The organism is Qipengyuania aurantiaca (genome assembly GCF_019711375.1).
Taxonomy (GTDB): domain Bacteria; phylum Pseudomonadota; class Alphaproteobacteria; order Sphingomonadales; family Sphingomonadaceae; genus Qipengyuania; species Qipengyuania aurantiaca.
This window is the reverse complement of record NZ_CP081295.1, coordinates 542,344-556,084: the sequence shown is the minus strand read 5'-3', so window position 1 is coordinate 556,084 and position 13,741 is coordinate 542,344. Positions and strand designations below refer to the sequence as shown.

Sequence of the window (13,741 nt, the reverse complement as noted above, 5' to 3'; positions counted from 1 at the left end):
CTCAGGCGTTGGCGGCGCGGGGCAGGGTCCCGTCGAGGATCGAACTGACGCCACTCGCCGCTTTAGGTGTGTACATGGCCGATCCGAAAGGGGCCGGTTCGAAACGATCGGTCTGGCCGACCACCGTTTCGCCTGCGCCCAGCATCAGGAAGCCGTCGGCAGCCGTGCCGGTAGCCAGTCTTTCGAACGCGCTGCGGCGCGTATCGGGGTCGAAATAAAGCAGGCAATTGCGACACAGCACCAGGTCGAACCGACCGGGCGCGGGCGGGTAATCGAGGATGTTGCGCTGTTCGAAGCGCGTCATCGCCATGACCTTATCGGCCACCTTCCAGCCCTTGGGCGTTTCGGAGAAGAACTTCAGCATCTGCGCGACCGAAATGCCGCGCTGGATCTCGAACTGCGAAAAGGTTCCGGTCTTCGCCTGCTCGATCGCCTTGCCCGACACATCGGTGCCAAGGATCTCGATCGTCCAGTCCTGCCAGCGGCCCGGCTGTTCGAGGAAGGTCATCGCAAGGCTGAGCACTTCCTGCCCGGTCGAGCAGGCGGCCGACCAGATCGAGATTTTGCGCGTGCTTGCCCGGCGCTTAGCCAGTTCCGGCAGGACCGTGTTCGCCAGCGTGGAGAAATAGGCGTGGTCGCGGAAGAAATAAGTCTCGTTGTTGAGCAGCGCCTCGACCACGCGGGTCGCCAGGCGATGTTCGCCCGGGCGTTCGAGCATGCAGGCGAGCTGGTCGACATTCTCGATGCCGAATTCGCGGAACAGGCCCGAAAGCGCGGTCGAAATGCGCCAGCGACGGCTTTCGGTCAGGGTCTGGCCAGTGCGCTGCTGCAGCAGCTCCGCGATGATGTTGTGCGATGCGTCTTCTAGCGCCATGCGTCCGCTCCCACGCTTGCAAGGACCTTGTCCGCGAGTTCCGCGGGAGGGAGAACGGCGGAGGCAAGGCCGCGTTCGGTGATATCGCGCGGCATTCCCCAGACGGCGCAGGTGTCCGCGCTCTGGGCGTACATGGAGCCGCCGGCGTTGATGATGGCGTCGGCGCCCTCGGTCCCGTCGCGGCCCATGCCCGACAGGAGGACACCGGCAACATGGCCGTCATAGGCTTCGGCCAGCGTCTCGAACATGGGATCGACGGACGGTGTGCAGCCGCTCTTGACCGGCTGGTAGGCAAGGCCCGTCACATGGCGGGTGCCCTTCTTGCGCACGACCATATGGCCATGGCCCGGCGCAATCACGATCTGGCCGCGGCCGATCTCGACATCCTCGTCCGCCAGCACCGCCTCGCGGTTCGCGGCCATTTCCATCTGCTTGGCAAAGACCGGGATGAAGCTGGCGGGAAGGTGCTGGGTGATGAGGATCGGCAGGTCGAAATTCTTCGGGATCTGCCGCAGGAAGAGGTTGAGGGCGTGGATGCCGCCGGTCGATGCCCCGATGGCGAGGACCTGCGGGCGCTTGCCGGCGCGGCGCTGGGCGGGGCGCGGCGTGGCGCGCCTGGGCTGTTCGTGCGGGGCGAGGCCCTTCAGCGCACGGATCTTGCCCAGTAGTTGCTCACGGTATTCGTCGTTGAAGCCGCCCGGACGCGGCTTCAGCATGGTGTCGGCCGCGCCCATGCGCAGCGCCTCCACCGTCGCTTCCGCGCCTTCGGCGGTCAGCGAGGAAATGACCAGCACCTTGCTATCGGGCGAGGCCTTGAGCAGCTTGGGCAGCGCCTCGAGACCGCCCATGCCGGGCATTTCGAGGTCGAGCAGGATCACGTCTGTCCGGTGGCTGCCCAGCTCCATCAGGCCGCGTTCGGCCGTGCTGGCGCTGGCGACGATGGTCATGTCGTCCTGACGTTCGATCATGCGCGAGAAGATCGTGCGCACAGTCAACGAATCGTCAATCAGCATCACCCGCACGCTACCCGGCGCGGGCGTTGGATTCGGCGGCGCCGCTTTCAGAGATCTAAGGGCGGTCACCACGAATCCGTTCCTCTTTAAATCAGGCCATGCCGACGAGCTGGAGCTTGATCTGGAGCGTTTCGTGATCGAACGGCTTCATGACGTATTCGTCGGCGCCGGCGCTAATCGCCTCGCGGATGTGCGCGACGTCGTTTTCGGTGGTGCAGAACACGACCTTGGGCTTGTCGCCGCCTTCGTGCTTGCGCAGTTCGTGGATGAACTCGATCCCGGTCATGACCGGCATGTTCCAGTCGAGCAGGACCACTTCGGGCATGCTCTCGAGGCACTTGTTCAGGCCTTCCTGGCCGTTTTCGGCTTCGTCGACCGTAAAGCCGAGGGTTTCGAGGATATGGCGCGACACCTTCCGGATAACGCGCGAATCATCGACGATAAGACAGGTTTTCATTTCTCGTGATCCCTTCACTTGCCTGCCCCTTATACTGGCAGGCGGTAACCAATCGCTTAAGCTGCCTCGCGAAGAGGCCCTGAGATGAGTTGTCCGATATCGACCAGCAGCGTCGGGCCGCCGTCGGTCTCCACCATGCCGCGCGCGGCGCGCTGCCAGCCTTCGCCGAAGCCGCCCGGAACCGCGACCGGTTCGCTGCGCGCTTCGCCGACGTCATGCGCTTCTTCGACGAGCAGCGCGTAGAGGTGACCTTCGATCTCGACCACGGCGGCGCGGCGTTCCGAATGCTCGGCGGTCTCCTCGAGGCCCAGCGCCAGCGAACAGTCGATGACCGTCAGCGCCTGGCTGCGCAGGGCCGTCAGGCCGAGGATGAAATCGGGCGTGCCGGGGATGGGGGTGATATTCTCCACCTCGATCACCGACTGGACCTCGATCGCGGGGATCGCCGCACGGCGTCCGGCGATGGTGCACATCAGAAGAAGTTCGTTCATGCCGCCCTCCCGGTGCGGATGCGCTTGAGCGCGGCGAGCAGCGCGTCGCGGTCGTAGCGGTAAATGGTGTCGTCACCCGCATCTTCGGGCTCGGGGCGCAGGCGAATGGTTTCGCGTGCGCCGCCCGTGATCGGGGCTGCGTCTTCGGCGAGCGCAATGGCGAGATCGGCTTCGACCTCGTCATCCTCGCCCGCGATGCGATAGCCGGCGGCCTGCACCAAGGGTTCGAGAATGGTGCGCGCCCATTCGCTGCCTTCCGGGATGCGGCAGGTTAGCGTGTGGTCGATCTTGCGGGTCGCACGGTAGCGGGCGAAGACCGCGTGGCCGTCGAGCAGCGGGATCGGCTTTCCGCCGATAAGCGTGACGCCCTCGATAGCGGTGTCCGCTTCGCTCGGCACGACATCGTCGGTGATGTCGGCGGCGTCGAGCACTTCCTTGACCGCATAGACCAGCTCGTGCTCGCCATCCGAAAGGCGCAGCAGGCGGCAGCGTTCCTCGGGCAGCGGGCCGGTGTCGTGTCCGGCCAGCGTCATGATCTCGCCATCGATGACCGCCTGGGCGCGGTCGCCCTCGATATCGATCGCGTCGCGCGAAATCGTGTCGATGCGGCGAACCAGTTCGAGGCGCACGGCGCGGTGGCGGCCGTCGAGCCCGGCGAACAGCATGACCGGCACGGCCTTGCTCTTTTCGGCACGTTCTTCTTTCTCGATACCGACCGTCTTGGTGCGTACGCCGCCGACCATGCCGCGCATCTGGGCGATGGAGGGCAGGTCGATGAGCATCATCGGGCGGCCATCGTCGAGCAGGGTGGTGCCTGCGTAAAGGCGCGTTTCCATGATGGCGGGCGCGATGGGTTTGACCACCACGTCCTCGTGATCGAACACGCGGTCGACGGCGAGGGCGAAGACGTCGTCGCTGGCAAGGCGCACCAGGATCAGCGTCTTGTCTTCCCAACGGCAGGTTTCGTTGGCTTCGCCGCCGAGCACTTCGCCCAGTGCAAGGCAGGGCACACGCTGGCCGCGGAAGGTCACGAGGCGGCGGTCGCCGGCCTGCGCGAACTCGACATGGCTCGAATTGCCGAAGACGATCTCTTCCACGTAGCTGCGCGGAATGGCGTAGCGCTGGTCGCCCGAACCCACCGTCAGAGCGGCGATGATCGACAGCGTGAGCGGCAGCTGGAGGTGGAAGCTGGTTCCTTCGCCAAGCTTGCTCGACACCTCGATCGAGCCGCCGACGCGTTCGATGTTGGAGCGCACCACGTCCATGCCGACGCCGCGACCGGAGATCGAGCTTACCTGGTCGGCGGTCGACAGGCCGGGTTCGAAGATGAGGTTCTCTTTCTGCTTGTCCGACATCTTGTCGATTTCGGAACGCGAATAGAGGCCGTTGGCGATCGCCTTTTCGGCGACCTTGTCCACGTTGATGCCGTTGCCATCGTCAGTGATGACGAGGCTGATCTGGTTGCCCGACTGGCGCGCGGCGAATTTCAGCAGCCCGATCTCGCGCTTGCCCGCCTTGAGGCGGGTGGCGGGGGTTTCGATGCCGTGGTCGATGGCGTTGCGGATAATGTGGGTCAGCGGGTCGCGGACCATCTCGATCATCTCGCGGTCGAGTTCGACCTCGCTGCCCTCGAAATCGACCATCACCTGCTTGCCGAGTTCGTTCGACAGGTCGCGCACGAGGCGCGGGAGCGAGGAGAAGAGGTGTTCGAGCCGCTGCATGCGCATGCGGGTGATCGAATTGCGCACATCGGCAAGGATGGCGGAAAGGCGTTCGAAGGGGCCGTCGATGGTCGGCTGTTCACCGGCTTCGCGCAGGCGGCGGGCAAGGTCGTTGCGCGCCAGCACCATGTCGGACACGCCCTTCATCACCTCGTCGAGCAGGTCGACCGGCAGGCGGATCGAACGCTGGACGGTCTGGCGCGGGGCCTTGGCAGCGGCGGTTTCGCCCTCGTCGTTGGCGGGAGCAGGCGCGGAAGGCTCTTCGGCGATCTCGATATCGCTCTGGACTTCGACTTCGGCGTCCGGGCTCAGGGCTGCGATCAGCGCCTCGTCGCCGCCTTCGGGGAATTCCTCGCCCGCTTCGATGGCGTCGGTCATTTCCGAAATGCGGTCGATGATGGCGAGCACCGCCGTCACCAGCGCATTGTCGGGTTCACGGCGCCCGGCGCGGCATTCCGCCAGCGCGTCTTCGGCGGCGTGGCTAAGCTGCTCCAGTCTCGGAAAGTCGAAAAAGCCGCAGTTTCCCTTCACCGTGTGGACGAAGCGGAAGATCGTATCGATGCGCTTCTTGTCCGACGGATCGGCTTCCCATGCGACCAGCTCGCTACCGCTCTGCTCGAGCATTTCGCGCGTTTCCGCGACGAAATCGGCCAGCAATTCATCCATTGGTCTTGGACCCCCAGTTCTTATCGGGGTCCGCTATGCACGAGGATGGTTAACGTTTCGTTGGAAGCGGTAAGGAGTTTTTCCGAGAGCCACCGAGCACGCGCCAAACGACATAGGCAGCCAGCGCCCCGCCGGCCAGATTGGCGACCAGTTCGGCCCCGTAAATCGCTTCCGCGCCCCAGCTTGCGCGGAGGATCCAGGCAAAGGGCAGCATAACGAGGAACACGCGCGCCGCGCTCTGCGCCAGGGCGTAAGGCGCGCGGTCGACCGCGTTCAATGCGCCGTTGCCCACGATCAGCAGGCCGAAGCCGGCATAGCCCCAGACCGAGATGGCGAGGTAGCGCGAGAATTCCTCGATGACTTCCGGATCGTCGGTGAAGAAGTCGGCGAACCATGTCCCGAAAGCGAACAGCACCAAGGCGATGGCGAGGCCGTAGACGATGCAGAACAGGCCTGCCCAGTACATTGCCCGGCGCGCGCGGTCGGCGCGGTTTGCGCCCCAGTTCTGCCCGATGATCGCCCCGATCGATCCCGACAGGCCGAGCAAGGGGACGACCGCGAAGCTTTGCAAACGTCCGGCCGCGCCGAAGCCTGCAATCGCCGCCTCGCCCTGGCTGGCGAGCAGGGCGGTCAGCACGGAAAGCCCGATGGGGTTGATGGCGTTGGAGAAGGCTGCGGGGCCAGCCACCTTGAGGATCGCGCCACCCGAAGCGGCGATGTCGCATTGGCGGATGAGCGAGGGATGGATCGCCAGCTGCGCGCGATTTATGAAGACAAGCGCCACCACGCAGGCGACGCCATAGCCGATGATCGAGGCATAGGCCGCGCCCGCCACGCCGAAGCCCTCGAAACCCAGCGCGCCGGTGATCAGGATCGGGTCGAGTATCCAGTTCACCACCGAATAGGTGATCGAGATCAGCGAGACATAGCGTGCCTCGCCCTGTCCGCGCAGCACGCCGCTCAGCCCCATCTGCAGGAGTAGCACCGGCATACCGAGCGAGAAGGGCCGCATATACTCGGTGATGAGCGGCATCAGCTCGTCGCTCGCCTGCATCAGGCGGAACAGCGGGTCGAGCAGCAGGAACAGTGTCAGGCCGAGGACCAGTCCGGCGGCCAGCGCGAAGATCGCGCCGAAATTCGCCCGCCGCTCGGCCCGCTCTACATCGCCTTCGCCCAGCGCCCGCGAGATGACGGAATTGATCCCGACCATGACGCCGACACCGAGACTGGAGAGCGCGATGATGATGGGGAAGATGAAGCTGACGGCGGCCAGTTCCGCCGATCCCAGCTGGCCGATGAAATAGGCGTCGATCAGCCCGACCGACATGATTGCGGCCACGCCGACGATCATCGGCAGCGTCTGCGTCACGAGATGGCGGCGGATGCTCCCGCGCGTGAGTTTGGCCGTCTCGCTCATTGCTTCAGCGCGCTAGCGGGGCAGGGCGCGGTTGGGAAGCGCCGATTGACGGGCGAGGCGCTTGCCGCACACGGCCTCCTCATGCGATAGAGGTTGCAAAGAGAGACCGACAGGAGAGTTCGCCATGGCAACCCAGATGAAGCCCAAGTTCGAATGCAGCGAGGAAGAATGGAAGGTCCGCCAGGATCTGGCTGCCTGCTATCGCATCTTCGAACATCTCGGCTGGGGCGAGAGCATATACAACCACATCTCCGTGGCGGTGCCGGGCGAAAAGGACACGTTCCTGATCAACCCGTTCGGCCTGCTCTACGATGAAGTGACCGCCTCGAACCTTGTGAAGATCGATGTCGAGGGCAACAATGTAGGCCAGTCGCAATATATGGTGAACAAGGCCGGCTTCACCCAGCATGCGCACTTCCACAAGCATCTGGGCGAGAAGGCGACCGCCATCTGCCACGTCCACACCACCGCCACCATGGCGGTGTGCAGCCACAAGGACGGGCTGCTGCCGACCAATTTCTACGCCTGCAATTTCCAAGGCCAGATCGGCTATCACGATTTCGAAGGCGTCACGGTACGCCCCGAAGAGGGTGACCGGCTGGTCGAGAACCTCGGCAATCACTCGATCCTGATGCTGCGCAACCACGGGCCCGTGGTGATGGACAAGACCATCCCCGGCATGTTCGTGAAGATGTGGGCGCTCCAGCGCGCCTGCGAAATCCAGGTCGCCACGCTGAGCCAGGGCGAGCCCAACATCGTCAAGCAGGAGGTGGTCGACGTGCACCAGCGCGACCTGTCCACCATGCAGACACAGGGCGGGGCCGGCCTGTTCGATTTCGAGGCGTGGAAGCGCCGCGTGTCGAAGATCGACGAAAGCTGGAAGAGCTAAGCCCTCTCGACATTCCCGCGCATTGAAGCGAAAGCGCCGCCATGTCGCGCATGACGGTCAACGAACGTCCCATCGAATTCCTGATGGACCCCGAAACGCCCCTGCTATGGGCGCTGCGCGACGCTGCCAATCTGACCGGCACGAAATACGGCTGCGGCAATGGCGATTGCGGGGCCTGCGTTGTCCATATCGACGGCGAACCGCTGCGTTCTTGCCTAGTAACCATTGCGGAGGCGGAGGGGCGCTTCATCAAGACGATCGAGGGGCTGTCGGGCGACCGCACCCACCCGGTGCAGCAGGCGATGGTGGCCGAACAGGCGATCCAGTGCGGGTTCTGCACGCCGGGCATCGTGATGGCCGCCGCCGCGCTGATCGACCGCAATCCCGGCGCGAGCGAGGCCGAGATCAAGGCGGCCATCCCGAACATCTGCCGCTGCGGCGTCTATCCGCGGTTGGTGCGGGCCATCCAGCGCGCGGGCCGGGTGGCGCGTAGGCAGGAGAGGATCAGCGCCGCTCCGTCGCCGGGTATCAGCGCCGAGGATGCCGCGGCCGAAGTGCCCGCGCTCAGCGCGCCGCCTGCCGCACCCGAACGCGACTGACCGTAAACGCAAAACGGCGACCGTTGCCGGCCGCCGTTTCGCTTTGCCTGTCATTCCGGCAGATCAGAGCTCGAAGCGAACCCCGAAGCGCGCGCTGAACGGGTCGGCGGGCTGGATGTTGTTGTCGCCATGGGCGCTCGGGTAATAGGTCTCGTCGAACAGGTTCTCGATATTCACCTGCAGGCTGAGGCGATCGCTGACCGTGTAAAAGGCCGCGGCGTCGACGCGCCAGTAGGCGGGCAGGACGACATCGTTCGAGAAGCTGGCGAATTGCTCCGACTGGTGGATCACGCCGAGGCCGACACCGATGTTGTCGGTGAAGTCGAAGCGGTTCCACGCGCTGATCGAATGACGCGGCAGCTGTTGCAGGCGCTGGCCCGCCGCGCCGAAATCGTTGTCGTTCAGCAGTTCGCCGTCGAGATAGGTGTAGCCGAGGTTGGCCTTCCAGAAATCGGTCACTTCGCCGACCGCTCCGATCTCGAAACCTTCGGCGCGGCTCTTGCCGGCCAGCACGACTTCGTCGAGCTCGTTCTTCGACTGGATGTTGCTGCGTTCGAGACGGAAGATCGCCGCGCTGACGAGGACGTTGTCGAGCGGGGCCCACTTCGCGCCGAGTTCATAGCTCGTGAACTTCTCCGGCTCGAACGCCGTGTCCGCTTCGGGCAGGAGCAGGAACTGGTCGCCGGCCTGCGGCAGGAAGCTTTCCGCATAGCTGGCGTAGAGCGAGAGATCGGGCGTCGGCTTGATGATCAGGCCGGCGCGCGGGCTGAACTTCTCGTCCACCCGGTCGCCTTCTTCGCCCGAAACCACATTGAACGTTTCGAGGTCGAAGCGGTCCCAGCGGATGCCGCCGACCAGTTCGATGTATTCGCCGATCTGCAGCTGTTCCTGCGCGTAGAAGGACAGGGTGGACAGCTGGCTGTCGCGCGACCGGGCGCCGGTGGTGATGGTGTAGGCGGGAACGAAGATTTCCTCTGCCAGCGGCGTCAGGCCGTCGAACGTATCGGGATCGCCATCGTCGAAGCTGACCGTGTCGCGGCCGTTCTGCGTGTCTTGGCTGCTTGCTTCCATGCCGACGAGGAGGGTCGAACCGATATTGCCGAAGTCGGCTTCCCAGACGAGGTTCGCCTGGCCGATCAGGTTTTCGCGATCGGTATAGTCGCGATAGCCGCCAAGCTGGACGAAGCCCGGCATGTCGTCGGGAATGCGGCTCGGCAGGATATTGGCGTAAACCTTGTCGTAATCGGCGTATTGCACGCTGGCGTTGGCCGAAAGGCCGCCGTTGAAATCGTGCTCGATGCGGACGCGCCCGATGTGGACTTCGGATTCGGCGAAGTTGAAATCCGGATCGCCGAAGAAGGTGCTGTCGTAGCCGGTCAGCGGGCCGCCGTTCAGCGACGGTACGCCGCGATCGGTGACGCGCTCGTCATTGTCGTAGGTGTAGCTGGCGTAGAGCGTGGTGTCCGTGCCCAGGGCGGCAGTCAGCGTGGGCGAGACGCCGATGAAGCGACCTTCGTAGAAATCGCGGTCGTTGTCGAATTCCTCGTAGGTCGCGTTGAGGCGCAGCGCGAGGCTGTCGGAAACCGGCTGGTTCACATCGGCAAGGAGGGCGAAGGCGCCGAAGCTGTCGACCGAAGCTTCGCCGCTGATGGCGGACTGGAACTCGGCGCGCTTGGCCACACGGTTGATCGCGCCGCCACCGGCCCCGCGTCCGAAGATGAGCGCGTTGGCGCCCTTCAGGACTTCGACGCGCTCGATGTTGTAGAGCGAGCGATAATATTGCGCGTCGTCGCGCAGGCCGTCGATGTAGAAGTCGGCGGTCGATTCCTGGCCGCGGATGAAGACCTCGTCGCGGTGGCCTTCGCCGGTTTCCATGCTGATGCCGGGGACATAGCGCAGCGCGTCGCCGAGCTGGTGAACGGCCTGGTCTTCGAGCTGGTCCTCGGTGATGAAGCTGACCGCCTGCGGCACGTCGATCAGCGGGGTCGGCGTCTTGGTGGCGGTGGAACCGTCGTCGGTGCCGTAATCGTCCGCACGCTCGCCCTTCACGACGATGTCGGTGGGCAGGTAGTCGCGCTCGGGCTGGCCGTCGGCGCTCGCGGTGCTGGCCATAGCGGGAGCTGAAATGGCGGTTCCGGCGAGCAGGAGAGCGGCACGGGTGAAGGGCTTCATAAACGGCTTTCTGTTCTTGCGAATGATTATCAATTGCTGAGCGCCTGCTATTGAGAACCATTCGCAGTTTCAACCCCGAATCTGCATTTGGCGCATGAAAAAATCGCAAGAGAGGCTTTCTCTCATCGCAAGGGTCGATTAGCGGGTACGGCAAAGGAGACCCGATATGAAGGCCACGATCTGGCACAATCCCAAGTGCGGCACCTCGCGCAAGACGCTCGCCATCCTAGAAAATCTGTCGAAGGTGGATGTCGAGGTGGTCGAGTATCTGAAGGACCCGCCGACCGCGGAAAAGCTCGCGCAGCTTTACAAGGACGCCGGGATCACGCCGAACGAAGGGCTTCGTATTCGCGGGACCGATGCGGTGGAGCGCGGCCTGCCCGATGCGAGCGCGGAAGAGGTGCTCGCGGCCATGGTCGCCGACCCGATCCTGATCGAACGGCCGCTGGTGGAAACCGACAAGGGCGCGCGCCTCTGCCGTCCGCAGGATACGGTGCTCGAAATCCTCTAGCGGCGTTCGCGGGTGAGCGTGCTGTCGCGTTGCAGCGCGCGCCATCCGTAGAGCACGACGGCAAGGCACAGCGCCACAATGAGGCCGAAGCCGAGCCAGTCGGAATGGCCATAGAGCCAGACGCCGAGCGCGGGCGCGTAGATGAAGCTCGCGCCCGCAACGCTCGCCGTGATGCCAGACGCCTGCCCCTGTTCCGCCCGCGTCACCGCCAGCGAGGTGCCCGCCGTGCTGCCGGGGCGGAACAGGCCAAAGCCCAGAGAGGCGATGGCGTAAGCCAGCGCAATGGCGTGGAGGTTGTCGGCCACGCCCAGATAGGCGACGCCCGCGCCTGCAATCGTGATGCCGGACAGCGTGGCCGCGCGCGGACCCAGGTCGAGCCGCGGGATCAGGCCCCATTGCGCGAGCAGGGTGGCGATCGCCCCGCACATCAGGACGAGGCCGACCGGCCCTGTGCCCTCGGCCGGGGTGGCCCGCAGCCCGAGCCGGTCGAGCACGAGAAAGCCGATGATCCCCAGCACCATCGCCTGCGCGTGCCCTCCGATCAGGCCCACCGTGACCCAGGGGCGAAGGCGCGGTTCGAACCAGCGCAGCTTGTGCGGTTCGACTTCTTCCTCGTCCTCGTCATCTTCGGCATGGGAAGATTGCGAGCCCCCACCCGCATAGGGCGCATCGTAGGTCTGGCCGCGTGCGGGGAATTGCGGCTCGTCATTGGGCAGGCGCAGGCGCAGCGCCATCAGCGTGGCGAAGCCGATCAGCGCGAAGATGATGAAGGGTCCGGTCAGTCCGACAAAGGGCAGCACCATGAGCGGCGCCAGCGCCGGGCCGATGACCGTGCCGAGGCCGAAACTGGAGGCGATCAGTGAGAGCGCCTGCGTCCGCTCGGCCCGCGGGGTGCGGCTGGCGACATAGGCTTGCACCGCCGGCGGCGCCGCGCTACCGAAACCGCCATAGAGGCTGCGCGCAATGGCAAAGGCGATCAGCGCCGCCGTCCCGCCGAGTATGCCGACAAGGCCCATCCACAGCGCAACGCCGCACAGCGCCATCGAGGCGATGAAACCGACAAGGCCCACCGCCATCATCGCCTTGCGCCCGCGCCGGTCGGACCGCTCGGCCCAGATCGGTGCGCACACCACCCAGAGCAGCGCCGACCAGCTGTAGGCAAGGCTGATCCAGACGTCGTCGATATCGAGCGCTGTGCCGATCGAGGGCATGACCGACTGCATCGCCGTATTGCCTGCCGCCGTGGTCAGCATCACCGCGAACAGCAGCACCATCCGCTCGCGCGAGATACTCTTAGGCCGGGCGGGCGGCGGTGCCGTAACGGCAGCTTTGGGATCGATATCGGCCATGGATAACCCGCTAGGCCTGTGCCCGTGCGCTTGCAATGGCCGTGGGCTGCTGCCACACCCTGCGACCTGTTTTAGGGTCAGCGAGAGGAAATGGCTTGTCCGGTCAACAAGGGTTGGGTGCGATCGAGCGCCGCACGATGAAGCAGCGCGCGGCGCGGTTGTTCGGCCAGTGGGGCGTCTTCTTCAAGGGCTTCCTCGACGAGCCGCGCATGGTCGGCTCGATCATCCCCTCCTCGCGCTTCACCATCCGCAAAATGCTGGAACGGGTGAAGTGGGACGAATGCAAGGTCTTCGTCGAATACGGGCCGGGCGTCGGCACCTTCTGCCAGGCGGTGCTCGACCGCTTGCCGCGGGACGGGCAGCTGATCGTGATCGACACCAACCCGCTCTATATCGACTATCTCAAGAAGCATTTCCGTGACAGCCGCTTCAGCGCGGTCCACGGCTCGGCCGCCGATGTGGAGGCGATCGTCAAGGCGCATGGCCACGAGCACGCCGATTATGTGCTTTCCGGCCTGCCGTTCTCTACCCTGCCCGAAGGCGTGGGGCCGGCCATCGCCGATGCGACCTATCGCGTGATCCGTCCGGGCGGCGCGTTCCTCGTCTACCAGTTCTCGGCTAAGGCGCGCGATTACATGGCGCGCAATTTCGAGCGGATCGAAAGCGGTTTCGAACCGCTCAACGTCCTGCCCTGCCAGCTCTTCTGGGGCTGGAAGGAACCGAAGGTACCCGCCACCTAGGCTTCCGGGTTCCGCCCCCGCTCGAGGCGCAGGAGCTGGCGGTGCGCTGCCGCCAGCACGAGGGTGAAGATCACCACGGCAATCGCGATCAGCGCGGCGGACACGATCACGCCGCCGCTCTGTGCCACCGTCTGCCCGAACAGCGCCAGCACGACCGCCGTGAGCATCAGCGCGACCAGGCCGCAGATCGCCAGCGCGATGGCGACCAGCACATAGAAGGCAAGCAGCCGTCCGCCGTTGCCGCTGGTGCGTCGCCACGAGGTCCCGAGCACGGCGATGGGGTTCAATTGCCCCTCGGCCGCCATGATCGGCAGGATGAGCGAGAACCGCGCCGACAGATACCAACCCAGCACGAACGCCGCGAGCAAGCCGAAGAAGGCGAGAGCGCCAAGGCCCAGCAGCGCCGCCGCCCCGGCGACAAGCGCCATGACCAGCTGGACGCCGAGCGACTGCATGAAGAGCGTCAGCAGGGCGGGGAAAAGCGCCTTGCCCGCCACCCCGATCGCTTCGCCGACCGTCGGGCTCGGCTTGCGTTCGACGAGCGCCAGCATGGCCAGTTGCCCGATCGTTATGATCGCGAGGAGGATGACCAGCATCCACCAGGTCTCGGCGTAGAAAGCGGACATCGCTTTCGACACGGTGGCCATGTCCGCGCCTTCCGGCGGTTGCGGAATTTCGGCGATGCTCGGCAACAGGATCAGGGCCGCGGCGAAGGGTACGAAGATGAAGATCCCCGCGATGGCCGTCAGCAGCGTGCGGTTCTCCGAAGCGAGGCGCTTTACATCGCGCCAGCCGGTGTCGAGATCGAATTTTATCGTGGCTTCCCTCATCGTTGGGCCTTG

The 13,741-nt window shown here is 65.0% G+C and carries 13 protein-coding genes; 4 read left to right on the top strand and 9 right to left on the bottom strand.

The features are described from left to right. Position 1 precedes the first annotated feature (1 nt). The 6 genes from K3148_RS02695 to K3148_RS02670 form a co-directional block, all read right to left on the bottom strand. Positions 2–874: a CheR family methyltransferase gene (locus tag K3148_RS02695; RefSeq protein ID WP_221425802.1), complete on the bottom strand. Its 873-nt coding sequence runs from the start codon at positions 872–874 to the stop codon at positions 2–4. After that, positions 865–1,887, bottom strand: coding sequence for a chemotaxis-specific protein-glutamate methyltransferase CheB (gene cheB / locus K3148_RS02690; RefSeq protein WP_221425801.1), 1,023 nt, complete (start codon positions 1,885–1,887; stop codon positions 865–867). The genes K3148_RS02695 and cheB overlap by 10 nt, the downstream gene beginning before the upstream one ends. 91 nt (positions 1,888–1,978) lie before the next feature. Next, positions 1,979–2,344, bottom strand: a complete 366-nt coding sequence (locus K3148_RS02685; RefSeq protein ID WP_006834477.1) for a response regulator — start codon at positions 2,342–2,344, stop codon at positions 1,979–1,981. Positions 2,345–2,400: 56 nt separating this feature from the next. Continuing rightward, a complete protein-coding gene (locus K3148_RS02680) occupies positions 2,401–2,835 on the bottom strand; it encodes a chemotaxis protein CheW (protein ID WP_221425800.1) in 435 nt (144 codons plus the stop codon). Continuing rightward, on the bottom strand, positions 2,832–5,222 hold the full coding sequence (locus K3148_RS02675; RefSeq protein ID WP_221425799.1) for a chemotaxis protein CheA: 2,391 nt from the start codon (positions 5,220–5,222) through the stop codon (positions 2,832–2,834). Before K3148_RS02675 ends, K3148_RS02680 begins: the two co-directional genes overlap by 4 nt. Before the next feature lie 49 nt (positions 5,223–5,271). Beyond that, positions 5,272–6,639 carry an MATE family efflux transporter gene (locus tag K3148_RS02670; RefSeq protein ID WP_221425798.1) on the bottom strand — a complete coding sequence of 456 codons (1,368 nt, stop codon included), beginning with the start codon at positions 6,637–6,639 and terminating at the stop codon, positions 5,272–5,274. A gap of 124 nt (positions 6,640–6,763) precedes the next feature. Here K3148_RS02670 and K3148_RS02665 point away from each other — a divergent pair, with 124 nt between their 5' ends. Continuing rightward, entirely contained in the window at positions 6,764–7,528 is a 765-nt protein-coding gene (locus tag K3148_RS02665; protein ID WP_221425797.1) for a class II aldolase/adducin family protein, read from the top strand. A gap of 41 nt (positions 7,529–7,569) precedes the next feature. Beyond that, entirely contained in the window at positions 7,570–8,127 is a 558-nt protein-coding gene (locus tag K3148_RS02660; protein WP_221425796.1) for a (2Fe-2S)-binding protein, read from the top strand. Positions 8,128–8,190: 63 nt separating this feature from the next. Here the strand turns inward: K3148_RS02660 and K3148_RS02655 are convergent, their stop codons facing one another. Continuing rightward, positions 8,191–10,299 carry a TonB-dependent receptor gene (locus tag K3148_RS02655; protein WP_221425795.1) on the bottom strand — a complete coding sequence of 703 codons (2,109 nt, stop codon included), beginning with the start codon at positions 10,297–10,299 and terminating at the stop codon, positions 8,191–8,193. 166 nt (positions 10,300–10,465) lie between these two features. On the opposite strand from K3148_RS02655, the gene arsC reads away from it, so the two are divergent. Then, a complete protein-coding gene (gene arsC, locus K3148_RS02650) occupies positions 10,466–10,810 on the top strand; it encodes an arsenate reductase (glutaredoxin) (protein ID WP_221425794.1) in 345 nt (114 codons plus the stop codon). Here the strand turns inward: arsC and K3148_RS02645 are convergent. Beyond that, positions 10,807–12,159 carry an MFS transporter gene (locus tag K3148_RS02645; RefSeq protein WP_221425793.1) on the bottom strand — a complete coding sequence of 451 codons (1,353 nt, stop codon included), beginning with the start codon at positions 12,157–12,159 and terminating at the stop codon, positions 10,807–10,809. The genes arsC and K3148_RS02645 overlap by 4 nt on opposite strands. 137 nt (positions 12,160–12,296) lie before the next feature. Here K3148_RS02645 and K3148_RS02640 point away from each other — a divergent pair, with 137 nt between their 5' ends. Further along, the gene (locus K3148_RS02640; protein WP_221426594.1) at positions 12,297–12,899 is read left to right on the top strand and encodes a class I SAM-dependent methyltransferase; all 603 of its coding nucleotides are present in this window, start codon (positions 12,297–12,299) and stop codon (positions 12,897–12,899) included. Here the strand turns inward: K3148_RS02640 and K3148_RS02635 are convergent. Beyond that, positions 12,896–13,729 (bottom strand): hypothetical protein, encoded by an 834-nt coding sequence (locus K3148_RS02635; protein WP_221425792.1) that lies wholly within the window; start codon positions 13,727–13,729, stop codon positions 12,896–12,898. The two genes, K3148_RS02640 and K3148_RS02635, sit on opposite strands and share 4 nt — an antisense overlap. Positions 13,730–13,741 lie beyond the last annotated feature (12 nt).

Excerpts from the sequence above, each read along its gene's own strand:
- K3148_RS02695 (WP_221425802.1), bottom strand. The coding sequence starts at position 874 with ATGGCGCTAGAAGACGCATCGCACAACATCATCGCGGAGCTGCTGCAG.
- cheB (WP_221425801.1), bottom strand. The coding sequence starts at position 1,887 with ATGCTGATTGACGATTCGTTGACTGTGCGCACGATCTTCTCGCGCATG.
- K3148_RS02685 (WP_006834477.1), bottom strand. The coding sequence starts at position 2,344 with ATGAAAACCTGTCTTATCGTCGATGATTCGCGCGTTATCCGGAAGGTG.
- K3148_RS02680 (WP_221425800.1), bottom strand. The coding sequence starts at position 2,835 with ATGAACGAACTTCTTCTGATGTGCACCATCGCCGGACGCCGTGCGGCG.
- K3148_RS02675 (WP_221425799.1), bottom strand. The coding sequence starts at position 5,222 with ATGGATGAATTGCTGGCCGATTTCGTCGCGGAAACGCGCGAAATGCTC.
- K3148_RS02670 (WP_221425798.1), bottom strand. The coding sequence starts at position 6,639 with ATGAGCGAGACGGCCAAACTCACGCGCGGGAGCATCCGCCGCCATCTC.
- K3148_RS02665 (WP_221425797.1), top strand. The coding sequence starts at position 6,764 with ATGGCAACCCAGATGAAGCCCAAGTTCGAATGCAGCGAGGAAGAATGG.
- K3148_RS02660 (WP_221425796.1), top strand. The coding sequence starts at position 7,570 with ATGTCGCGCATGACGGTCAACGAACGTCCCATCGAATTCCTGATGGAC.
- K3148_RS02655 (WP_221425795.1), bottom strand. The coding sequence starts at position 10,299 with ATGAAGCCCTTCACCCGTGCCGCTCTCCTGCTCGCCGGAACCGCCATT.
- arsC (WP_221425794.1), top strand. The coding sequence starts at position 10,466 with ATGAAGGCCACGATCTGGCACAATCCCAAGTGCGGCACCTCGCGCAAG.
- K3148_RS02645 (WP_221425793.1), bottom strand. The coding sequence starts at position 12,159 with ATGGCCGATATCGATCCCAAAGCTGCCGTTACGGCACCGCCGCCCGCC.
- K3148_RS02640 (WP_221426594.1), top strand. The coding sequence starts at position 12,297 with ATGAAGCAGCGCGCGGCGCGGTTGTTCGGCCAGTGGGGCGTCTTCTTC.
- K3148_RS02635 (WP_221425792.1), bottom strand. The coding sequence starts at position 13,729 with ATGAGGGAAGCCACGATAAAATTCGATCTCGACACCGGCTGGCGCGAT.